At 45.1% G+C, this 22,471-nt stretch carries 23 protein-coding genes and 1 pseudogene; 19 read left to right on the top strand and 5 right to left on the bottom strand.

Annotated features, from left to right (window positions below):
* Positions 1 to 88: 88 nt before the first annotated feature.
* The 3 genes from pstA to phoU all read left to right on the top strand — a co-directional run bounded on the left by pstA (position 89) and on the right by phoU (position 3,390).
* Positions 89 to 1,798 carry a phosphate ABC transporter permease PstA gene (pstA, locus tag AB6D93_RS14520; RefSeq protein WP_029235348.1) on the top strand — a complete coding sequence of 570 codons (1,710 nt, stop codon included), beginning with the start codon at positions 89 to 91 and terminating at the stop codon, positions 1,796 to 1,798.
* On the top strand, positions 1,799 to 2,617 hold the full coding sequence (gene pstB, locus AB6D93_RS14515; protein WP_009848269.1) for a phosphate ABC transporter ATP-binding protein PstB: 819 nt from the start codon (positions 1,799 to 1,801) through the stop codon (positions 2,615 to 2,617).
* A 74-nt stretch (positions 2,618 to 2,691) separates the two neighbouring features.
* Positions 2,692 to 3,390, top strand: coding sequence for a phosphate signaling complex protein PhoU (phoU, locus tag AB6D93_RS14510; RefSeq protein WP_009848270.1), 699 nt, complete (start codon positions 2,692 to 2,694; stop codon positions 3,388 to 3,390).
* Between the two features lie 9 nt (positions 3,391 to 3,399).
* Here phoU and AB6D93_RS14505 read toward each other — a convergent pair.
* The 3 genes and pseudogenes from AB6D93_RS14505 to AB6D93_RS14495 form a co-directional block, all read right to left on the bottom strand.
* Positions 3,400 to 3,663 (bottom strand): annotated as a pseudogene (locus tag AB6D93_RS14505) (hypothetical protein); the annotation flags it as partial.
* Positions 3,664 to 3,809: 146 nt separating this feature from the next.
* The gene (locus tag AB6D93_RS14500; protein WP_017062527.1) at positions 3,810 to 4,553 is read right to left on the bottom strand and encodes a copper homeostasis protein CutC; all 744 of its coding nucleotides are present in this window, start codon (positions 4,551 to 4,553) and stop codon (positions 3,810 to 3,812) included.
* A gap of 311 nt (positions 4,554 to 4,864) precedes the next feature.
* Positions 4,865 to 5,473, bottom strand: coding sequence for a peroxiredoxin C (locus AB6D93_RS14495; protein ID WP_004740353.1), 609 nt, complete (start codon positions 5,471 to 5,473; stop codon positions 4,865 to 4,867).
* 210 nt (positions 5,474 to 5,683) lie between these two features.
* Here AB6D93_RS14495 and AB6D93_RS14490 point away from each other — a divergent pair, with 210 nt between their 5' ends.
* A complete protein-coding gene (locus tag AB6D93_RS14490) occupies positions 5,684 to 6,589 on the top strand; it encodes a hydrogen peroxide-inducible genes activator (RefSeq protein ID WP_017062525.1) in 906 nt (301 codons plus the stop codon).
* A 69-nt stretch (positions 6,590 to 6,658) separates the two neighbouring features.
* Here the strand turns inward: AB6D93_RS14490 and AB6D93_RS14485 are convergent, their stop codons facing one another.
* Positions 6,659 to 7,105 (bottom strand): CBS domain-containing protein, encoded by a 447-nt coding sequence (locus tag AB6D93_RS14485; RefSeq protein ID WP_017062524.1) that lies wholly within the window; start codon positions 7,103 to 7,105, stop codon positions 6,659 to 6,661.
* Between the two features lie 334 nt (positions 7,106 to 7,439).
* Between AB6D93_RS14485 and queA the strand changes: the two genes are divergently transcribed.
* The 5 genes from queA to secF all read left to right on the top strand — a co-directional run bounded on the left by queA (position 7,440) and on the right by secF (position 13,104).
* Positions 7,440 to 8,492 (top strand): tRNA preQ1(34) S-adenosylmethionine ribosyltransferase-isomerase QueA, encoded by a 1,053-nt coding sequence (gene queA / locus AB6D93_RS14480; protein ID WP_017062523.1) that lies wholly within the window; start codon positions 7,440 to 7,442, stop codon positions 8,490 to 8,492.
* Positions 8,493 to 8,687: 195 nt separating this feature from the next.
* Positions 8,688 to 9,824, top strand: a complete 1,137-nt coding sequence (gene tgt / locus AB6D93_RS14475; RefSeq protein ID WP_102333713.1) for a tRNA guanosine(34) transglycosylase Tgt — start codon at positions 8,688 to 8,690, stop codon at positions 9,822 to 9,824.
* Positions 9,825 to 9,935: 111 nt separating this feature from the next.
* Entirely contained in the window at positions 9,936 to 10,265 is a 330-nt protein-coding gene (yajC, locus tag AB6D93_RS14470) for a preprotein translocase subunit YajC (protein WP_004735087.1), read from the top strand.
* Between the two features lie 20 nt (positions 10,266 to 10,285).
* Positions 10,286 to 12,142 (top strand): protein translocase subunit SecD, encoded by a 1,857-nt coding sequence (gene secD / locus AB6D93_RS14465; protein WP_004735088.1) that lies wholly within the window; start codon positions 10,286 to 10,288, stop codon positions 12,140 to 12,142.
* A gap of 14 nt (positions 12,143 to 12,156) precedes the next feature.
* Positions 12,157 to 13,104 (top strand): protein translocase subunit SecF, encoded by a 948-nt coding sequence (gene secF / locus AB6D93_RS14460; protein ID WP_102333714.1) that lies wholly within the window; start codon positions 12,157 to 12,159, stop codon positions 13,102 to 13,104.
* 274 nt (positions 13,105 to 13,378) lie between these two features.
* Here the strand turns inward: secF and suhB are convergent, their stop codons facing one another.
* Positions 13,379 to 14,182 carry an inositol-1-monophosphatase gene (suhB, locus tag AB6D93_RS14455; protein ID WP_017062836.1) on the bottom strand — a complete coding sequence of 268 codons (804 nt, stop codon included), beginning with the start codon at positions 14,180 to 14,182 and terminating at the stop codon, positions 13,379 to 13,381.
* 181 nt (positions 14,183 to 14,363) lie between these two features.
* On the opposite strand from suhB, the gene trmJ reads away from it, so the two are divergent.
* The 10 genes from trmJ (at position 14,364) to pepB (ending at position 22,457) form a co-directional block, all read left to right on the top strand.
* On the top strand, positions 14,364 to 15,092 hold the full coding sequence (gene trmJ, locus AB6D93_RS14450) for a tRNA (cytosine(32)/uridine(32)-2'-O)-methyltransferase TrmJ (RefSeq protein ID WP_102333715.1): 729 nt from the start codon (positions 14,364 to 14,366) through the stop codon (positions 15,090 to 15,092).
* A gap of 116 nt (positions 15,093 to 15,208) precedes the next feature.
* Positions 15,209 to 15,730 carry a Fe-S cluster assembly transcriptional regulator IscR gene (gene iscR, locus AB6D93_RS14445; protein ID WP_010440512.1) on the top strand — a complete coding sequence of 174 codons (522 nt, stop codon included), beginning with the start codon at positions 15,209 to 15,211 and terminating at the stop codon, positions 15,728 to 15,730.
* A gap of 27 nt (positions 15,731 to 15,757) precedes the next feature.
* A complete protein-coding gene (locus AB6D93_RS14440) occupies positions 15,758 to 16,972 on the top strand; it encodes an IscS subfamily cysteine desulfurase (RefSeq protein WP_010440514.1) in 1,215 nt (404 codons plus the stop codon).
* 33 nt (positions 16,973 to 17,005) lie between these two features.
* Positions 17,006 to 17,383, top strand: a complete 378-nt coding sequence (gene iscU / locus AB6D93_RS14435; protein WP_004735094.1) for a Fe-S cluster assembly scaffold IscU — start codon at positions 17,006 to 17,008, stop codon at positions 17,381 to 17,383.
* A 98-nt stretch (positions 17,384 to 17,481) separates the two neighbouring features.
* The gene (gene iscA / locus AB6D93_RS14430; protein ID WP_010440519.1) at positions 17,482 to 17,805 is read left to right on the top strand and encodes an iron-sulfur cluster assembly protein IscA; all 324 of its coding nucleotides are present in this window, start codon (positions 17,482 to 17,484) and stop codon (positions 17,803 to 17,805) included.
* 84 nt (positions 17,806 to 17,889) lie between these two features.
* Positions 17,890 to 18,405: a co-chaperone HscB gene (hscB, locus tag AB6D93_RS14425; RefSeq protein ID WP_010440522.1), complete on the top strand. Its 516-nt coding sequence runs from the start codon at positions 17,890 to 17,892 to the stop codon at positions 18,403 to 18,405.
* A gap of 22 nt (positions 18,406 to 18,427) precedes the next feature.
* Positions 18,428 to 20,278: a Fe-S protein assembly chaperone HscA gene (hscA, locus tag AB6D93_RS14420; protein WP_017062518.1), complete on the top strand. Its 1,851-nt coding sequence runs from the start codon at positions 18,428 to 18,430 to the stop codon at positions 20,276 to 20,278.
* A gap of 20 nt (positions 20,279 to 20,298) precedes the next feature.
* On the top strand, positions 20,299 to 20,637 hold the full coding sequence (gene fdx / locus AB6D93_RS14415; protein ID WP_010440525.1) for an ISC system 2Fe-2S type ferredoxin: 339 nt from the start codon (positions 20,299 to 20,301) through the stop codon (positions 20,635 to 20,637).
* 117 nt (positions 20,638 to 20,754) lie between these two features.
* Positions 20,755 to 20,955 (top strand): Fe-S cluster assembly protein IscX, encoded by a 201-nt coding sequence (gene iscX, locus AB6D93_RS14410; protein WP_102333716.1) that lies wholly within the window; start codon positions 20,755 to 20,757, stop codon positions 20,953 to 20,955.
* Positions 20,956 to 21,161: 206 nt separating this feature from the next.
* Complete coding sequence (pepB, locus tag AB6D93_RS14405) at positions 21,162 to 22,457, top strand: aminopeptidase PepB (protein WP_102333717.1); 1,296 nt, start codon at positions 21,162 to 21,164, stop codon at positions 22,455 to 22,457.
* The last annotated feature ends 14 nt before the right edge of the window (positions 22,458 to 22,471 follow it).

Genomic DNA, 22,471 nt, shown 5'->3' with positions numbered 1-22,471 from the left:
TATCAATGGCTTTTAGTGGCTTGACTAGCGTGTCTCTTGATCTTTGCAGCTCCTTGATTTCAGCACGCCAAGAGCAAGGTCGATCATGATGAATAAACTGAAGTCATTATTATCTTGGGTTAAATCGGGCTCTCCGTGGATCTGGCTTACGGGCGGGGCGGTGAGCATCAGTATGCTTTCTGTTCTTGGCCTAATGCTGCTGATTGGTTGGAAGGGCTTAACCTATTTTTGGCCCGCACCTTTGTATCAATGGCAAGTTGACTCCAAAGACTTATCGCTAGTGGTCGATCTTGACGAAACCGTATCAAAACAAGATGTATTGGTTGGTCAGTTATATGAACGAAAATACATCCCGATAGAGCAAGTTCCACAAGTCCATGACCTTTTGTCTCCTCAAAATTTGTCGACTGGGCTGATACAGCGCTTAAGCATCAAAGTTGCTAACAGAGAACTGTACCCTGCGGACTTTGTTTCTATTCTGGATGTTAACTTACGTGAACCCACTACCCCGCTTGATTGGGTTGTGATTGAACGAAGTCGAGGTGGTTATTTCTTTGGTAAGCCGGTGGGTTTTAAAACCGCTTCTGGCACCTTTGATTCGAACATAGACCAAAAGCTCGAACAAGGCTTGGCGTTCGCTGATGCGCTACGTAAAGAAACGTCGCGTGTCGTGAACCAAGAAATTCGCAATATCAGCTGGCAATTGGAAAACCTGCGCTTAGAAAAGCGTAAGCTTGAACTCAATGAGTCAGTGAGCGATGAATACCTTAAAACCTATACTCAAACTAAACTGGAATTAAACCGCCAGTTAGGTGAAGCCGAAGTTAAGCTTGAGCACCTTAGAACGCAACTTAATGTCGAAAGCTTACTCGTTGAGGATATGACAGGCGAGCAGGTCGAGATTTCGCTAAGTCACATTCTGGATTATTGGTACCCAAATAATATGTCTTACCTAGAAAAGGTTGGGCACTGGGGCAAACAAGTTTGGAAGTTCTTATCAGAGAACCCACGAGACTCAAACTCTGAAGGCGGTGTATTCCCTGCCATTTTCGGTACAGTACTGTTGGTTATTCTCATGTCGATCGTCGTGATGCCTCTTGGCGTGGTCGCTGCGATATATCTTCATGAATACGCAAAAAACAACGCACTAACACGTTTAATTCGTATCGCCGTGATTAACTTGGCGGGTGTACCGTCGATTGTGTATGGCGTTTTTGGTTTAGGCTTTTTCGTCTATACCATTGGTGGCTCGATTGATACGTTGTTCTATGCAGAGCGATTGCCAGCACCGACATTTGGTACGCCGGGTCTACTTTGGTCAGCACTAACCTTAGCGGTCTTGACGCTTCCAGTCGTTATCGTAACCACGGAAGAGGGCTTAACGCGTATTCCTAGTGCAGTGAGGCACGGTTCATTAGCGCTTGGTGCGACTCAATTTGAGACGCTTTGGCGCATTGTTTTACCGATGGCAAGCCCAGCGATTATCACTGGTTTAATTTTGGCAATCGCGAGAGCCGCGGGGGAAGTTGCACCACTTATGCTGGTGGGTGTTGTTAAATTGGCATCTAGCTTGCCAGTCGATGGTCAGTTTCCGTATTTACACTTAGATAGAAAGTTCATGCATTTAGGCTTTCATATCTATGATGTTGGTTTTCAAACCTCTAATATCGAAGCGGCACGACCTTTAGTGTATGCGACTTCATTTTTATTGGTTACGGTGATTGTTGGGTTGAACTTAACAGCCATCAATATCCGTAATAACTTGCGTGAAAAATACCGAACCTTAGGACAAGATTAGATGTTCTCGATTAATGAAACCTTGGGTTACCAAGCACCACTTGATGTTCACAATCTGAAGGATGAGCAAATTGCTATCTCGATCGAAGGGCTAAATCTTTACTATAAAGAGAGCCAAGCACTTGATGATATCTCGATGCAGATCCCGAAGGGGCAGGTGACGGCGTTTATCGGCCCTTCTGGGTGTGGTAAGTCGACTCTGCTGCGCTGCATTAATCGCATGAACGATCTTGTTGAAGGCTGTAAGGTTTCCGGGAAAGTGAAGCTTCATGGCAAGAACGTCTATCACCCTAAGGTGGATGTTGCGACCTTACGACGCCGTGTGGGTATGGTATTCCAGCGTCCAAACCCTTTTCCTAAATCTATCTATGAGAATGTGGTTTATGGCTTGAGGCTACAAGGCGTTAGCAACAGCCGAGACCTTGATGATGCGGTTGAACGCTCTCTGCGCGCTGCTGCGTTATGGGATGAAGTGAAAGATCGGTTGCATGAGAATGCTTTTGGTTTATCTGGCGGTCAACAGCAGCGTTTGGTTATCGCTCGTGCGGTTGCGATTGAGCCTGAAGTGCTGTTGTTAGATGAGCCGACATCGGCACTCGATCCGATTTCTACTTTGACGATTGAAGAGTTGATCAACGATCTCAAAACGCAATACACAGTGGTGATTGTTACCCACAACATGCAACAAGCCGCGCGTGTAAGTGACCATACTGCCTTTATTCATATGGGAAAATTGATCGAGTACTCAGATACGGACTCAATTTTTACGTCTCCATTGAAAAACCAGACGGAAGACTACATTACTGGTAGATATGGCTAACCTCTCCAAAGGTGTCATCTAGAGCTAAGTCACTCTACAAAAATGGCTTTCTTCATTTCTTTCAAGGAGCAAGTATGCATTTCGGTCGCCACATTTCAGGGCAATTCAATGTCGAGTTAGAATCGATCCGTACTCATGTATTGACCATGGGCGGGTTAGTGGAGCAGCAACTCTCGTTTGCAATGCAGGCGCTTCATAAAGACGATGTTGAATTGGCCAAAAAAGTGATTCGTGATGACCACAAAGTGAATGCGATGGAAGTGTCGATTGATGAGGCTTGTACTCGAATCATTGCAAAGCGTCAGCCGACAGCGAAGGATCTGCGTTTGATTATGGCGATCATCAAAACGATTACCGATCTGGAACGTATTGGCGATGTTGCTTCTAAAATTGCGCAAGGTGCTATTGAGATCCCTTCAACCAAAGAGCAGAAATTCCACGTATCTTTAGAGCCTCTTTGCCGTCAGGCTATCACCATGCTTCACCAAGTATTAGATGCTTTTGCTCGTATGGATGTTGATGCGGCAGCTGAAGTTCACAAGCTTGATGATAAGTTGGATGCGGAGTACGAGGCCGTTATTCGTCAGTTAATGACCTATATGATGGAAGACCCTAAGAACATTCCTAATATTTTGCAGGTGATGTGGTCAGCGCGTGCGATTGAGCGAGTGGGAGACCGCTGCCAAAATATCTGCGAATACATTATTTACTTTGTGAAGGGTAAAGATGTACGTCACCTAGGCGATCAAAGCCTTGATGACGCACTCAAATAGAGCTTATCTTTAGAAGCTAATAATGGCACCAAGATTGAAATTGACCGTTGTGTCGTAAGGCACAAAGGTTTTGTTGTGATCAAAAATATTCATATCAACACCAGCACGTAATCCAAGCATTGGTGTCGCTTGGTAAACGTAGGCCCCGCCTAGGCTTATACCATGTGTTGTTTTCTCTTCTACTTCGCCTGAGCGCGTTTTCGTACCGTCATAACTTGCCACGCCAATTTCAGCCTGAAAGCCGTGGATTTGGTTTCTTCCAAACATGTTTTGCTTCGTAACAGGTTTAAATCAAGAGAGCTGAATAAGTCTTTAGCCATATCTATCCATGAAAATTTTCTGCGCTATTAAATCTAATATACGTCAGTCAGTTAGATTAGTCAGCGAGGTTCTCTGGATTTATGCTGGCGACTATTGCCCTAAGCGGTGAGGGCGGCTCTCACATCAGATATCTTACTCGCATCTGTCACTGGGATCTGATAATCATCAATATTATCACTGCCCATTTGAGCACTTGAGTTGTTTTCCATTAGACTCGGCCTTGTCGATTTACCTGAAAGGTGAAGAGCAGGTACTTGGGTAGCGCTTTGAATCATTTTGGCATTCGCAGCGTTAACGCCAGCCCCCGCCATGATATCAATTCGTCCATCGGCTTGTTTGACCATTGCAGCCAATACATCGATACCTTGCTCAGCATTAGCAGCAAGCCCTGATGTCAGGACTCTTTCGCATCCAAGTGTAATGATTTGTTCTAATGCTGCTTGGAAATCAGAGCTTTGATCGATGGCTCTGTGGAAGGTAATCCCAAGCTTTAACGAGTGCGCTTTGTCAGCCAGTTGTTGCATCTTTGGCATATCAATACTTCCGTTCGGCGCTAACACACCAAGTACGACCCCATCCAATCCTGCATTTGCGCAAGCTTCAATATCTTCAAGCATACAGAGCATATCGTCGTTATCGAAAATGAAGTCGCCTTGTCTTGGGCGTATCATAGCGTAGACCGGAACCGACGAAACTATTGCCGCTTGTTTCATCATTCCGAAGCTTGGAGTTAATCCGCCAAGTGCTAATGAAGAGCAAAGCTCAATTCGATTCGCGCCACCAGATAGTGCGGTATGAAGAGATTCTAAGTTATCGATACAGACTTCAATTTCGGTGTTCATCGTGTTTATCCGTTCAAAAAGATACTGATGAAATAATAGCAATCTAGGTGTGATTCTGAATAGATGGGGATAAGGGAAAATAGAGGTAAAGTTTAGGTTTATCGCTACCTCAATTATCTATTACAAGAGTCAGTCTAGGGGAGCGAGGAGGGGGAAAACAAAAAGCCCGAAGCGTTAACTTCGGGCTTTTAATAGGACTTTACTTCTTAACTGATTGGCGGTGCGCTTTGCGCTATTAGCTTATGCTTTATGTCTCTTTAAAGAGAATCTTCCAACCATTAACCCGCGTTGAGTTCGGGCTTAAGAGGTAATTACTTGCTTAGGTCGTCAGCGTGCTCAGATAGGAATGCTGCAACACCTTTTGGAGATGCGTCCATACCTGATTTGCCTTCTTCCCATTGTGCAGGACAAACTTCACCGTTCTTCTCGTGGAAGTTTAGTGCGTCTACCATGCGTAGCATTTCGTCGATGTTACGACCTAGTGGAAGATCGTTAACTACTTGGTGACGTACAAGGCCGTCAGCGTCGATTAGGAAAGAACCACGGAAAGCAACGCCTGCTTCTGGGTGCTCAACATCGTATGCTTTGCAGATCTCGTGCTTAACGTCAGCAACTAGAGGGTATTTAACTTGACCGATACCGCCATCAGCGATAGCAGTGTTACGCCATGCGTTGTGAGAGAATTGAGAATCGATAGAAACACCGATTACTTCAACGCCTTTAGCTTGGAAATCTTCAAGACGGTTGTCGAAAGCGATTAGCTCTGAAGGACAAACGAAAGTGAAGTCTAGTGGGTAGAAGAAAACTACAGCTTTCTTACCTTTAGTGAATTCTGCGAAGTTGAAGTTATCAACGATCTCACCGTTACCTAGAACAGCTGCTGCAGTAAAGTCAGGGGCTTGACGACCTACTAGTACCATTTTGGAATCTCCTAAAAAATTAGTTGGCCCAACACATCTTTGTTTGGGCTCCGTTTCTACGGGACAAACTATAGTACAATCGGTACTATAGAAAAAAGCGAATTAAATAGATTAAGTTAATCGAAAAAAGCGATAAGCTTATTCTTTGTCCTGTCCTTAGGTCGAATGACCTTTACCTAACTTATCCTACTCATATTACAAAGTAATTTCATGAATAAATGGCCAAGTCTTAAGCAACTTCACTATCTTGTTACTCTTCACGAAACTCGTCATTTCAGTGATGCCGCAGATCGCTGTTTCGTCAGTCAATCTACGCTAAGTAAAGGCATTCAAAACCTAGAAGAGCTGATTGGTTGCCCGCTTTATGAGAAGAAAGATAAAAAGAGCCCGCTAGTTTTCACGCAAGCAGGTGAGCTGGTGGTCAAGCACGGTCGAGAGCTACTAGCGAAAGGACAAGATCTCGTAGAGCTTGGAAATCTATGTAACGGGGATGCGATGCAAGGGCAGCTGCGAGTCGGGTGTATTCCTACTATAGCGCCGTTCCTTTTGTGCGATTTGGTACAGGAAGCCAACCAGCGCTTTCCACAATTAAATTTGCTGTTACGTGAAGACACAACGACCAACCTATTGGCTGCGCTGCGTCATGGAGACTTAGATGTGCTGATTCTGGCTTTGCCTGTCGATATCGACAATATGGAAAGCCAAGTTGTTGGGCAAGACCCTTTCCGGATGGTGATCAGTCGCAATCAAGCTGATGGTATTCGCGTTCCGATTAAATACGATGACCTGCCAGACGAATCTGTATTTTTGTTGGAGAACGAGCATTGCTTAACCGAGCATGCTGTGTCGGCTTGTAAGTTAACGGATAAAGAGAAGATCAACCCGTTCACTGCGACGAGCCTTCACACATTGGTGCAAATGGTGGCCAATGGTTTAGGAACCACCTTTATTCCGCAAATGGCGATCGACCACGGTTTATTGGAAAACCAGAATCTCGTTGTGATCGATCCTCCTGGTCAGCAGGCCTACCGAGATATTGGCCTTGTCTGGCGACCAAGCTCTTCGCGTCGTGAGACATTCCATCAATTAGCGGATGTGGTATCTGAGCTTCTATAATAATCCGCTGCGACAACAATCCCTCTGAGCGGCTGAATTGGCCGCTCTTCTTTATATCAATTCCGAGCGTTACTCTACTTCTGCTTCTTCTGGCTCTACTTCTTCTTGCAGCTCCAGTAAATTGATCGCTATCGTGACAAAATCGCTGTCTGTAATAATGCCTACTAGTTCGTGGTTTTCTACGACAGGTAAACAGCCCACTTTATGTTTCTGCATGTAGATAGCCGATTCTTTTAATCCTGCACGCGGCTCTACCGACATAACACTTTTGTGCATGATGTCGTTGAGGGGAGTAGCAAGAGTAAAAGATTGAGCTTGTGGGATGTTTTGTAGGCTGGATTCTTGAGCGGCGAGAACGTCTCGTTGTGTGACGACACCTAGTAGTTGCCTGTCGGAATCGACGACCGGAATATGGCGGATATCAAGTGCTTCCATCATGTGCTTAGCATCGGCCAGTGAGTGTGAGCGCAATAGGGTATGAGGGTTGCGAGTCATCATATCTTCAACCTTGATCATACGAACCTCCTTCTTTTTTATTTGTTGCTATTACTATAGTTTTTTATCCAAAAAATAACTGAGATCTGACGCATTCTTGGGTGAGTTTTATGCAACTAATTCTTTAGCTTGAGGAGGTGAATCAGTCGCATTATTTTACGCCTCTTTACAATAATCCAGTGCTGTAAACCTTGCTATTGCGGCTCGTGTGCCTATACTAGCCCACTGCGAAATTTTTAGTCGTGTTTGCGATGTGTTTCTGGTAACGATTGACTTACCGTAACGATTATCCAGCAACTACGATTTATGATTCGTCAACGGCACAAATCTCATCAACTAAGACAAGACTAGACACATGCAAGTTTCAGATTTTCACTTTGACCTACCAGATGAACTCATTGCTCGCTACCCTCAAGAGGAGCGTACAGCAAGCCGCCTGCTTAAATTAGATGGCAACAGCGGTAACCTAGCTGATGGTTCGTTTAAAGACGTTTTAGACTTGGTTGAGCCAGGCGATCTTGTTGTTTTCAATAACACTCGAGTGATTCCAGCTCGTGTATTTGGTCGCAAGGCATCAGGCGGTAAGCTTGAAGTGCTGGTTGAACGTATGCTTGATGAGAAAAGCATTCTTGCGCATGTTCGTTGTTCTAAATCACCGAAGCCGGGTACCAAGTTGTTCCTTGGTGAGAACGATGAATATGAAGCTGAAATGGTGGCGCGTCACGATGCGTTATTCGAAATCCATTTCACATCTGATCAAAGCGTTTTAGAGATTCTTAACAGTGTTGGTCACATGCCACTGCCTCCTTACATCGATCGTCCTGATGAAGATGCAGATAAAGAGCGCTACCAGACTGTCTATAATGAAAAGCCGGGTGCGGTTGCAGCGCCAACAGCAGGCCTTCACTTTGATGACAAGCTAATGGCTGACATGAAAGAAAAAGGTGTTGAGTTTGCTTACGTGACGCTTCATGTTGGTGCTGGTACGTTCCAGCCAGTAAAAGTTGATAATATTAACGATCACCACATGCATGCTGAGTACGTTGAAGTGCCGCAAGAAGTGGTTGACGCCGTAGCTGCAGCAAAAGCCCGTGGCGGCCGTATTATTGCTGTTGGTACAACATCAGTACGCTCACTAGAAAGTGCAGCTCAAGATGCATTGAAGAAAGGCACTGAGCTCGTTCCTTTCTTTGGTGATACAGAAATCTTCATCTTCCCTGGCTATGAATACCAGTTGGTGGATTGCTTGATTACCAACTTCCACTTGCCAGAATCAACACTGATTATGTTGGTGAGTGCATTTGCAGGTTACGACAACGTGATGGGCGCATACGATCACGCAGTGAAGAGCGAATATCGTTTCTTCAGCTACGGTGATGCCATGTTCATCAATAAGAAAACAAGCTAATTTAAGCTAGTTATAAACGATATACATTAGAATTTACGGGTGCTAGCAGTAAGCTAGGAGTCGGGCAGGGTGTCTGTCTAATCTCTCGCAAGGAATACGCGACCGCTCCTCATAGAACCCACTAGACTGAACTTTTGTTTGGCCTAAGGTTCTGAATTAACAGTCAGATTGTTTCTCTGGCATATTGGAGGCTTCGTGAAATTAAAATACGAACTTAAAAAAACTAATAGCGGCGCACGTCGTGGTCAACTTCAGTTTGAACGCGGTACCGTTGAAACCCCAGCATTCATGCCTGTAGGTACTTACGGTACTGTTAAAGGTATGACACCTGAAGAAGTAAAAGACACAGGTGCTGAAATCCTATTAGGTAACACATTCCACCTATGGCTACGTCCTGGTCAAGAAATCATGAAAATGCACGGTGACCTGCACGATTTCATGAACTGGCACGGTCCTATCCTGACTGATTCAGGCGGCTTTCAAGTATTCAGCCTAGGTGCAATGCGTAAAATCACTGAAGAGGGTGTTCATTTCCGTAACCCTGTAAACGGTGACAAGATCTTCATGGACGCTGAGAAGTCTATGGAAATCCAAAAAGATTTAGGTTCAGACATCGTAATGATCTTCGATGAGTGTACGCCTTACCCTGCGACACACAAAGAAGCTAAAGACTCAATGGAGATGTCTCTTCGTTGGGCTGAGCGTTCACGTAACCACTTCGACAAACTTGAAAACCCGAACTCACTGTTCGGTATCGTTCAAGGTGGCGTATACGAAGACCTTCGTGACGTATCCGTTAAAGGCTTAACAGAAATTGGTTTTGACGGTTACGCAGTAGGCGGCCTAGCAGTAGGCGAACCAAAAGAAGATATGCACCGCATTCTTGAGCACACATGTCCTCAACTGCCAGAAGATAAGCCACGTTACCTAATGGGTGTAGGCAAACCTGAAGACTTAGTTGAAGGTGTTCGTCGTGGTATCGACATGTTTGACTGTGTTATGCCAACGCGAAATGCACGTAACGGCCACTTGTTTGTGACTGAAGGTGTGATCAAGATCCGTAATGCGAAGCATAAAACGGATACAACACCACTAGATTCAGATTGTGACTGTTACACTTGTAAGAACTACAGCAAGTCGTACTTGCACCATTTGGATCGTTGTAACGAAATCCTAGGTGCTCGACTGAACACGATTCATAACCTGCGTTTCTACCAACGAATTATGTCAGATATTCGTCAATCTATTGATGAAGACCGTTTTGAAGAGTTCGTTGCTGAGTTCTACGCAAGAATGGGGCGTGAAGTGCCACCGTTAGGTAAAGAATCTTAGTATTTCTTTTTTTGCGAGCCCCATCTCTCTTCCGAGAGTTGGGGCTTGAAAATAAAGGGATACAACCCAATTAGACAAACAATTACCAAAATATAATAGAGGATGTTTTTAATGTTTATTTCTCAAGCTCACGCAGCAGTAGAAGGTGCACCAGCAGGCGGCGGTTTCGAAATGCTTATCATGCTAGGTATGTTCGCTGTGATCTTCTACTTCATGATCTACCGCCCACAAGCTAAGCGCGTAAAAGAGCATAAGAGCCTTATGTCTTCTATGGGCAAAGGCGATGAAGTTCTAACAAGCGGCGGTCTAATCGGTAAGATTACTAAGATTGCAGAAGACAGCGACTACGTTGCTATCGAACTGAACGCAAACAACGAAGTTGTTATCAAGAAAGACTTCGTTACAGCAGTGCTACCAAAAGGTACTCTGAAATCACTATAAACAGCTAGAGGATCCTCGCTGTGCTAAACCGTTATCCGTTATGGAAGTATTTGATGGTGGTGTTTGCCATCGCTATCGCCGCGTTGTACGCACTTCCGAATATATACGGTGAAGATCCGGCAGTTCAAGTTACAGGGGCGCGTGGCGCCTCTGTAGATCTGTCTACGCTGGATGCTGTCACCAATGCTCTGGAAGCAGAGAACCTTTCTACTAAATCCGTTGCTCTAGAAAACGGTTCCATTCTTGTTCGCTTTAACGATACAGATACGCAAATTAGTGCCCGTGATATCATCACAGAAGCACTAGGTGATGATGTTATCGTTGCTTTAAACCTTGCGGCTTCAACTCCTGATTGGCTTGAATCTATTGGTGCTGCACCAATGAAACTGGGTCTTGATCTACGTGGTGGTGTTCACTTCTTAATGGAAGTGGATATGGATGCTGCGATGCAAAAGCTAGTTGGCCAACAAGAAGAAGCCTTCCGTAGTGAACTTCGTGAAGAAAAAATTCGTTACCGTGCTATTCGCCCATCGGGTAAAGATGCAGTAGAAGTGATTCTACGTAACGAAGAGCAGCTTGCTGAAGCGAAATCGCTACTGCAATCTAAGCACCAAGATATGACGTTCGTAGATTCAGAATCTAATGGTCGTTTCTCTTTGGTTGCTCGTTTTACAGACGCTCGTCTTCAAGAAATCCGTAACTACGCAGTAGAGCAAAACATTACCATTCTACGTAACCGTGTTAACGAACTTGGTGTTGCTGAGCCTTTGGTTCAACGTCAAGGTGCTAGCCGTATCGTAGTGGAATTGCCTGGTGTTCAAGACACGGCGCGCGCTAAAGAAATTCTTGGTGCAACGGCGACACTTGAGTTCCGTGAAGTTGATAGTAGTGCTGACTTAGCCGCTGCCGCTTCTGGTCGTGCCCCTGCGGGTAGCGAAATCAAGCAAGACCGTGATGGTCGCCCTGTGGTACTTAAGAAGCGCGTTATTCTAGGCGGTTCAAGTATTACTGATGCAAGCTCAAGTGTTGATGAATATGGTCGTCCACAAGTTAACATCTCGCTAGATAGCGAAGGTGGTAGCAAGATGTCTACATTCTCTCGTCAGAATATCGGTAAGCTTATGGCTACGGTATTTGCAGAGTACAAAGACAGCGGTCGTAAAACACCAGAAGGTCGAGTGATCTTAAGTAAGCACGAAGAAGTGATCAACCAAGCGACGATTCAATCTGCGCTAGGTCGTAACTTCCGTATTACGGGTATCGACTCAACGGCTGAAGCTCATAACTTGGCACTTTTACTACGTGCTGGTGCATTGATTGCGCCTATCTCGATTGTAGAAGAACGTACGATTGGTCCATCTATGGGTCAACAAAACATCGATATGGGTATCATGGCGATGGTTTGGGGTATGGCTGCAGTAATGTTGTTTACTCTGCTTTACTACCGTACTTTCGGTTTGATTGCGAACGTTGCTCTGATGGCTAACTTGGTGTTGATTATCGGTGTGATGTCGATGATCCCGGGGGCTACTATGACTCTGCCAGGTATTGCCGGTATCGTATTGACGGTTGGTATGGCGGTCGATGCCAACGTACTTATCTTTGAGCGTATACGTGAAGAACTTCGAGATGGACGCAGTCCACAACAAGCGATTCACCAAGGTTATGCAAACGCATTTAGCACCATCGCCGATGCCAATATCACCACACTACTGACAGCAATTATTCTATTTGCTGTAGGTACAGGTGCAATTAAAGGCTTCGCGGTAACGCTGTCTATCGGTATCTTAACTTCAATGTTTACAGCTATTGTCGGAACACGTTGTATCGTGAACCTGATGTATGGCGGCAAACGCGTTAAGAAACTGTCGATCTAAGGCTAGGAATTAATATGTTTCAGATTCTAAAAGCAGAAAAAATGATCGACTTTATGCGTTGGTCAAAGGTTGCCTTTTTATTCTCAATCTTGATGATTGGTACTGCCATCTTTACCTTAACAACGAAATCGTTGAATTGGGGTCTAGATTTTACCGGTGGTACGCTGATTGAAGTGGGTTTTGAGCAACCAGCAAACCTACCTGATATCCGTAGTGCACTAGAAGCGGAAGGTTTCGGTGATGCAACGGTACAGAACTTTGGTTCTGCACGTGAGGTCATGGTTCGTTTACGTCCACGTGAAGGTGTTGCTGGCGAAACGCTTGGTAACCAGATCCTGTCTGCAATTAAAGATGGTACTGGTGAGCAAGTTGAGATGCGTCGTATCGAGTTCGTTGGCCCTAATGTGGGTGACGAGCTAACAGAAGCGGGTGGCCTTGCTATCCTTGTTTCTCTGATCTGTATCTTGATCTATGTGTCAGTGCGATTCGAATGGCGTTTGGCAGCAGGTGCGGTACTAGCACTGGCGCACGACGTTATCATCACTCTGGGTGTGTTCTCTCTAATGCAAATTGAGGTGGATCTTACCATCGTAGCAGCCTTGCTAACGGTCGTCGGTTACTCCCTCAACGATACCATAGTCGTATTTGACCGTATTCGTGAGAACTTCCGCAAGATGCGTAAGGGTGAAGCACCTGAAGTACTGAACAGCTCAATCACACAAACATTGAGCCGTACATTGATTACTTCTGGTACAACGTTATTCGTAGTTATCGCGCTGTTCGCTCAGGGCGGTGCTATGATTCACGGCTTCGCGACTGCACTTCTATTGGGTATTACTGTTGGTACTTATTCTTCTATCTACGTTGCATCTGCACTCGCTATGAAGTTGGGTATTACGCGTGAACACCTAATGCCACCACAAGTGGATAAAGAAGGTGAAGAGTTTGACGAAATGCCTTAGGCCTTGGCTTAACAATTTTCGCTGAACCAAAAAAACCGCTAGGCAACTAGCGGTTTTTTTACGACTGTATTCTGTCGATAAACTCAACGTAATTTATCGGCGAAGTGCATTGTGCTCGTCGCAACTAACCGCCATCTTGCTCGTAGCTCGTAGCTCGTAGCTCGTAGCTCGTAGCTCGTATCGCAGATACAAAAAAGCCCCGCTATAGCTATATAGCGAGGCTTTGGAATTTTTATGCGCCCTTAAAATAGGGAGCGTTAACGTAAGGTCTGAATTACTTCAGCATACCTTCGTTAGCGTTCTCACGAACGTGCTTAAGAATAGACTTAACACCACGTGCGCTTGAAGCAACAACATTACCAGAAGTCATGTAATCAGTACCGCCAGCAAAGTCAGTCATGATAGCACCAGCTTCACGAGCGATTAGATCGCCAGCTGCTAGATCCCATGGCTTAAGGCCAAGTTCTAGGTAACCATCAACACGGCCAGCTGCTAGGTAACATAGGTCAAGAGCAGGAGAACCTGTACGACGGAAATCAGCACAGTCGATGAATAGACCAGAGATGATCTTCATGAAAGATTCAGAGTGTTGTTTTTGCTTGAATGGGAAACCAGTCGCTAGAACAGTACCTTGAAGGTCTTTTAGTTGAGTAACACGCATACGAGCGTTGTTAAGTTGAGCGCCAGCGCCACGTTGAGCTGTGAATAGCTCGTTTAGCATTGGGTCATAAACACAAGCAACTTCTGTACGACCGTTCATGCGAACAGCGATAGATACAGAGAAGTGAGGGAAACCTTTTACAAAGTTGTTGGTGCCATCCAGTGGGTCAACGATCCATTGTACATCAGAGTCTTTACCTTCAGTCAGGCCTTTCTCTTCAGAAATAATGCTGTGCTCTGGGTAAGATGCTTTGATTGTCTCAATGATCATGTACTCAGCTTCTTGAGCAATGTTAGTAACGTAATCGTTGTTACCTTTTAGAGACGATTCGATCTTATCAGTTGTTTCTAGAGATTTAGCAATATGGTTGCCAGCTTTACGCGCAGCGCGTATCGCAATGTTTAGCATTGGATGCATATGGTTTTTCCCACAAGATGTTAAAGAACAATTTAAAGCGGCGGCGAGTATACCAAAGTTTTACCAAAAGGGAAGTGGTTATTTTTTGAACTCTTGGTTTCACATTACGCGAAGGGTCTGACCATTTTACTTTGCTATGTGTTAATATCTCGCGATTATTTTTAAAGTGGTGTCATATAGCATGTTAGACAATGTAAAAGTCGTTCTGGTTGGTACGTCTCATTCGGGAAATATCGGATCAGCAGCTCGCGCAATGAAAGTGATGGGTTTGAGTCAATTAGTTCTTGTAGACCCTCAATGTGAAGTTGACGAGCAGACCTTAGCACTGGCTGCGGGTGCAGGTGACATCGCAGAAAACGCAACCATCGTTTCTACATTAGACGAAGCCGTAAAAGACTGTGGTTTGGTGGTTGGTTCGAGTGCACGTTCACGTACGCTTGAATGGCCAATGCTTGAGCCTCGTGAGTGTGGACAAAAGTTTGCGATTGAAGGTCAAAAGCACCCAGTCGCATTAGTGTTCGGCCGTGAACGTACTGGCTTGACTAACGATGAGCTTCAGAAGTGCCACTTCCATGTATGTATCCCAGCTAACCCTGAATACAGCTCGCTAAACCTAGCAATGGCAGTGCAGACTCTGAGCTACGAAGTGCGTGTAGCTCACCTTGATATGGTCGCTAGCCAATATCAGCCACAGAAACAAGATGAGTACCCTCGTCACGAAGAACTAGAAATGTTCTATGAGCACCTTGAAAAAGTGATCATTGATACCCAATTTATCTCTAAGGATAAGCCAGGTCAGGTGATGAATAAACTACGTCGTCTGTTCAGTCGAGCTCGTCCAGAGTTGCAAGAGATCAACACTCTACGCGGCATTTTGACTTCAATTGAGAAGAGCAAAAACGACAAATAAAAACCACACAAACCCTAAGGGTGAATACTTGACTAAAATAGTCAACTAAATACTTGACCAATTTAGTCAGGTATGGGAAGATTCCAACCACATAAACAATGTGGATTCGGTGTGATATGAAACTTACATCTAAAGGAAGATATGCGGTAACAGCTATGCTAGATGTAGCACTGCATTCGCAAAAAAGCCCAGTTCCTCTGGCTGATATTTCAGAGCGACAGGGCATCTCATTATCTTACTTAGAACAGCTATTTTCTAAGTTACGTAAAGCTGGCTTAGTTGCTAGTGTTCGTGGTCCTGGCGGTGGTTACCGTTTAGGTGCTGAAGCGAGCGACATCGCTGTCGGAACTGTAATTGCTGCAGTAGACGAATCAGTTGATGCAACTAAGTGTCACGGTCGAGCAGATTGCCAAGGTGGTAGTCGTTGTTTAACTCACACTCTTTGGCGTGATTTAAGCTCCCGAATCAGCAGCTTCTTAAATGACATTACGCTCGGTGAGCTAATGAAAGATAACGAAGTTTTAGAGATTTCTGATCGTCAAGATATCGATCTTGCGGTTAATAATGGTTTTGCACATAAAAATACGAGCACTACAACGATTAGTGCAGCACCTCACGGTGTTAATGCCCGCTCTTAGCGGTCAGTTTTTACATTGGAGTAGAAAATGAAACTGCCTATTTACTTTGACTATTCAGCTACATGCCCAGTCGATCCACGTGTTGCTGAAAAAATGGTTCAGTGCATGACGATGGACGGTAACTTCGGTAACCCTGCATCTCGTTCACACCGTTACGGCTGGCAGGCAGAAGAATCAGTAGATAATGCTCGTGAGCAAATTGCCGATCTACTAAATGCAGACCCACGTGAGATTGTTTTCACGTCAGGTGCTACAGAGTCAGACAACCTTGCTATCAAAGGTGCAGCGCACTTTTACGAGAAGAAAGGTAAGCACGTAATCACGTGTAAAACAGAACATAAAGCGGTTCTTGATCCATGTCGCCAACTAGAGCGTGAAGGTTTTGAGGTGACTTACCTTGAGCCTGAAGCAAACGGCATCATTGATTTAGACAAGCTACAAGCAGCAATGCGTGAAGATACGGTTCTTGTTTCTATCATGCACGTAAACAACGAGATTGGTGTAATCCAAGATATCTCTGCAATCGGCGAATTATGTCGTTCACGAAAGATCATCTTCCACGTTGATGCGGCTCAGTCTGCGGGTAAAATCCCACTAGATGTAAAAGAGATGAAAGTTGACCTTATCTCTCTTTCTGCACACAAAGCATACGGCCCTAAAGGCATTGGTGCTTTGTACGTTCGTCGTAAGCCACGTATTCGTCTTGAAGCACAGATGCACGGTGGAGGTCACGAACGTGGTTTCCGTTCTGGTACGCTTGCTACTCACCAAATCGTGGGTATGGGTGAAGCTTTTGCTGTCGCTAAACAAGACATGCAGAAAGATTATGACCACGCACTAGCACTTCGCGAGCGTCTATTGAAAGGGGTTCAAGATCTAGAAGCAGTAACGGTAAATGGCGACTTAGATCAACGTGTACCACATAACCTAAACGTGAGCTTTGCTTTCGTTGAAGGTGAATCTCTGCTTATGTCTTTAAAAGACTTAGCGGTATCATCAGGTTCTGCATGTACATCAGCGAGTCTTGAGCCTTCATACGTTTTACGCGCTCTTGGCTTAAACGATGAACTGGCACACAGCTCAGTACGTTTTTCATTCGGCCGTTTCACTACGGAAGAAGAAATCGACTACGCGATTGCACAAATTCGTGTAGCGGTAAACAAATTACGCGACATGTCTCCTCTATGGGATATGTATAAAGAAGGGATTGATTTGAACACTGTTGAGTGGGCTCATCACTAATCTCACGGAAATAGAGGATTCGAGGTAACTATCATGGCATATAGCGAAAAAGTAATTGATCACTACGAAAACCCACGTAACGTAGGTTCGTTTGATAAAGAAGATCCAAGTGTAGGTAGCGGCATGGTTGGCGCACCAGCTTGTGGTGACGTAATGAAACTGCAAATCAAAGTATCTGCAGAAGGTATTATTGAAGACGCAAAATTCAAGACTTACGGTTGCGGTAGCGCAATCGCTTCTAGCTCACTAGTCACTGAGTGGGTTAAAGGTAAAAGTATTGATGAAGCAGCTGCTATTAAAAACTCTGAAATCGCAGAAGAGCTAGAGTTGCCACCAGTGAAAGTTCACTGTTCAATTCTTGCTGAAGATGCAATCAAAGCAGCGGTTGCGGATTACAAAAAGAAGCACTAATCGTTTCTACAACGTAATCACTTCAAAAAAGTAATATTTGGGAGCACCCTTTGTGCTCCCCCTGAGTTCTCAATTTATATAAAACACAAGGTTGTAGTATGGCCATCACCATGACAGATACGGCAGCAAGCCGAGTTCAAGCTTTCCTAGATAACCGAGGTAAAGGTATCGGGTTGCGCTTAGCGGTAAAAACTACTGGCTGTTCGGGTATGGCGTATGTACTGGAATTCGTTGACGAGCTCAACGAAGAAGACGAAGTGTTCGAGCATTCAGGTGTTAAGGTCATCATTGATCCAAAGAGCCTAGTTTACCTAGACGGTACTGAGCTTGATTACGTAAAAGAAGGCCTAAACGAAGGTTTTGAATTCAACAACCCTAACGCGAAAGGCGAATGTGGTTGTGGTGAGAGCTTCAATGTATAAACGCCTCAATCGTTGAGCGTTTATAATGAGCGAAGAATAAAATTAGGCTCTAAGTAAAGAGCCTAAACTTAGGACCACCGTTACATGAATCATTTCGAATTATTTGGGCTACCACTTCAGTTTCAACTGGATGGTAGCCTTCTTTCTTCTCAGTTTAGAGATCTGCAACGCCAATTCCACCCTGATAAATTTGCCACGGCTTCTGAGCGAGATCGCTTGCTGGCTGTGCAAAAAGCTGCGCAAATCAATGATGCGTACCAGGTGTTGAAAAATCCAGTCAGCCGCGCTGAATACCTGTTAGTTCAACATGGTGAGGATATTCGTGGTGAGCAGCAGACTATGCAAGATCCTATGTTCCTGATGGAGCAAATGGAATTGCGTGAAGAGCTGGAAGATATCGCCGACAGTTCTGATCCTGAAGATGCTTTGTTTGCATTTGAAGGAAAGGTTAGCAAAATGTATAAACAACAATTAAGCGCTATCCAACAAGAACTCGACAGCGAAGCTTGGTTAGAAGCTGCAGACCGAGTAAGAAAGCTTAAGTTTATTGCAAAATTAAAGAATGAAATCGAGTTAGTTGAAGATCGTTTGATCGGCTAGTTCGTATAACAAGGACACATCCATGGCACTACTTCAGATTGCAGAACCAGGGCAAAGCGCCGCTCCTCACCAGCACAAGCTTGCAGTGGGTATTGATTTAGGTACAACAAACTCATTGGTTGCGTCAGTGCGCAGTGGTGAGGCAAGCACGCTTGTTGATCAACAAGGTCGCAGTATTCTCCCTTCCGTTGTTCACTATCAGTCAGAGTCGTACACCACTGGTGATGAAGCGCGTGTAAATGCACAAACTGATCCTAAAAATACCATTATCTCAGTTAAGCGATTAATCGGTCGTTCACTGTCAGATATTCAACAGCGATACCCATCTCTGCCATATCAGTTTGAAGAAAGTGATAATGGCCTGCCTGTGATTAACACAGCGCAAGGAAATAAGAACCCAATTCAAGTATCTGCAGATATTCTTCGTGCACTCGGTCAACGTGCTGAGTCGACGTTAGGTGGTGAATTGGCTGGTGCCGTGATTACCGTCCCTGCGTACTTTGATGATGCACAACGTGCAGGTACCAAAGACGCAGCGCAACTTGCTGGTCTTCATGTGTTACGTCTTCTTAATGAACCCACTGCAGCTGCGATTGCTTATGGCTTGGATTCAGGTAAAGAAGGGGTAATCGCTGTTTATGACTTAGGCGGTGGTACGTTTGATATCTCTATCCTACGCCTGTCTAAAGGTGTCTTCGAAGTTTTAGCAACCGGTGGTGACTCTGCATTAGGCGGCGATGACTTTGACCATTTAATTGCGGATCATTTCCAAGAGCAAATGGGCTTGTTAGAGCTGACAGCAGAACAGAACCGTATTCTTCTAGACGCAGCAACAGAAGCGAAGATTGGCTTATCTGAAGCTGAAAGCGTTAATGTTGAAGCACTAGGTTGGTCTGGCTCTTTAACTCGTGAAGAGTTCGAAGAGATCATCAAGCCACTAGTTAAGAAAACGCTGCTTTCGTGCCGCCGAGCACTGAAAGATGCGGAAGTTGACGCGGATGAAGTACTAGAAGTCGTGATGGTAGGTGGTTCAACTCGTACCTTACTTGTTCGTGAAATGGTCGGTGGCTTCTTTGGTCGTACTCCATTAACCAGTATTAACCCTGATGAAGTGGTTGCGATTGGCGCATCGATTCAAGCGGATATCTTAGTTGGCAACAAGCCTGACTCTGAGATGCTGCTATTGGATGTTATCCCTCTGTCACTGGGTATCGAAACCATGGGTGGCTTAGTCGAAAAGATCATCCCTCGTAATACCACGATCCCAGTTGCTCGTGCACAAGAGTTTACCACGTTCAAAGACGGTCAAACTGCAATGACAGTACACACCGTGCAAGGCGAGCGTGAGATGGTTGATGACTGTCGTTCACTGGCTCGATTTGCTCTGAAAGGCATCCCGCCGATGACTGCAGGTGCTGCTCATATTCGTGTTACTTACCAAGTGGATGCTGATGGCCTGCTATCGGTTACCGCAATGGAGAAGAGCACTGGCGTTCAAGCTGAAATCCAAGTTAAGCCTTCTTACGGTCTAAGCGACAACGAAGTGGCTAGCATGCTGAAAGATTCGATGACGTTTGCAAAAGAAGACATGCAAGCGCGTGCTCTTGCTGAGCAACGCGTAGAAGCGGATCGCGTTATCGAAGGCCTTATCGCTGCAATGCAAGCCGACGGTGACGAGCTACTTGATGAGCAAGGCAAACAACAACTTGTTCAAGCGATTGAAGCACTGATTGAAGTGCGTAATGGCGACAACGCTGATGCTATTGAACTAGAAATTAAGAATACCGACAAAGCGAGCCAAGACTTTGCTTCTCGTCGTATGGATAAATCAATTCGTGCTGCACTGTCAGGTCAGTCAGTCGATAATATTTAATAGTTAGAGAATAGATAAACATGCCAAAGATTATTGTTTTACCTCACGAAGATCTATGTCCAGAAGGCGCTGTTTTAGAAGCAAAAACTGGTGAGACGGTTCTTGATGTTGCATTGAAGGCCGGTATTGGTATTGAACACGCATGTGAAAAATCGTGTGCATGTACAACATGTCACGTCGTGATTCGTGAAGGCTTCGATTCTTTAGAAGAGAGTGATGATCTAGAAGACGACATGCTAGATAAGGCATGGGGCTTAGAGATGGAATCTCGCCTTGGCTGCCAAGCAAAAGTGGCTGATACGGATCTTGTTGTAGAGATTCCAAAGTACACATTGAACCTAGCGTCTGAAGATCACTAAGAACTTCTCTACAGTCATGGTGGTTTCGCCATGACTGAGATAACGGTTTAAAAAAACTGGCCTAGAATATAGAGCATAAAGGTGACCAAGCGTCGCTAATAAATATAAGGAAGTGTTATGAGCTTGAAGTGGGTTGATTCGCGAGACATCGCAATTGAGCTATGTGATTTGTACCCTGATACTGATCCTAAAACGGTACGTTTTACCGATCTGCATCAATGGGTGCTAGACCTTGAAGAGTTTGATGACGAGCCTAACCACTCGAATGAAAAAATCTTAGAGGCTATTATTTTGTGCTGGATGGATGAGATGGATTAATCCTCTTATCTGATGATTTGGTCGCGGGTTGGCATCAGTCCAATATAAAACGCAGCCAAGTTAACAATTCTTACTAAAAAAAGCGGACCTTATGGTCCGTTTTTTTATCAAAATGACATTTTCCTCCTACATAATGCTAACATCAGTGCGCTAATAAAAAATAATCAGAATCACACTCTCGAAGTGGTTCATGACAAGGAGAAATCATGTCTACACAGATGTCAGTATTTTTAAGTCAAGAAGCTGCCCAGCCTCAGTGGGGAGCAAGAGCTATTTTATCGTTCTCAGAAGCGGGAGCGACAATTCACATTGGTGAAGGCCACGATCTAGGCGCAGTTCAACGTGCGGGTCGTACGCTTGACGGACAAGGTATCGCATTCGTTTCACTTCGTGGTGAAGGTTGGGATCTAGAAAGCGTTTGGGCTTTTTACCAAGGCTACCGTGGACCAAAGAAAAAGAATGCATTGGAATGGGATGCACTTTCAGAAGCCGACCAAGCTGAGCTAGAAGCTCGCATCCGTGCTACTGACTGGACGCGTGACATTATCAATAAAACCGCTGAAGAAGTGGCACCTCGTCAACTTGCGACAATGGCTGCAGAATACATCAAGTCAGTGGCGCCAGCGGGCACTGTTAAAGCGAAGATCGTTAAAGACAAGGATCTACTAACCGAAGGTTGGGAAGGCATCTACGCGGTCGGCCGTGGCTCTGAGCGTACATCAGCAATGCTGCAACTGGACTTCAACCCAACAGGCGATGAAAACGCACCTGTATTTGCCTGTTTAGTCGGTAAAGGTATTACGTTCGATTCGGGCGGTTACAGTATCAAGCCAGGCCAATTCATGACAGCGATGAAAGCTGACATGGGTGGCGCAGCAACGATTACTGGTGGTTTAGGTCTTGCGATTGAACGCGGTCTTAACAAGCGCATCAAGCTTATTCTATGTTGCGCAGAGAACATGATCTCTGGTCGCGCATTGAAGCTTGGCGATATCATTACCTACAAAAACGGTAAAACAGTTGAGATCATGAACACTGATGCGGAAGGTCGCTTAGTGCTAGCTGATGGCCTTATGTACGCAAGTGCACAAAGCCCTGAGCTGATCATCGACTGTGCAACGCTAACAGGCGCGGCTAAAAACGCATTAGGTAACGACTACCACGCACTATTAAGCTTCGATGATGAGTTGTCTCACCAAGCGCTAACGGCGGCAAATCAAGAGAAAGAAGGCTTATGGCCACTGCCTCTTGCTGATTTCCACCGTGGTATGTTGCCTTCAAACTTTGCTGATCTTTCAAACATCAGCACGGGCGATTACACACCGGGTGCAAGTACAGCTGCGGCATTCCTTTCTTACTTTGTAGATGACTACAAAAAAGGTTGGATTCATATGGATTGCGCGGGTACTTACCGTAAGTCAGCAAGTGACAAGTGGGCGGCAGGCGCAACGGGTATGGGCGTTCGCACACTGGCTCGTCTTCTTATCGACCAAGCAAAATAATAATAAGGGTGAGC

This window comes from Vibrio sp. 10N.247.310.23, assembly GCF_041467155.1.
Taxonomy (GTDB): domain Bacteria; phylum Pseudomonadota; class Gammaproteobacteria; order Enterobacterales; family Vibrionaceae; genus Vibrio; species Vibrio crassostreae_C.
Note: the sequence above shows the minus strand (reverse complement) of the source record. Positions and strands in the feature narration are given on the sequence as shown.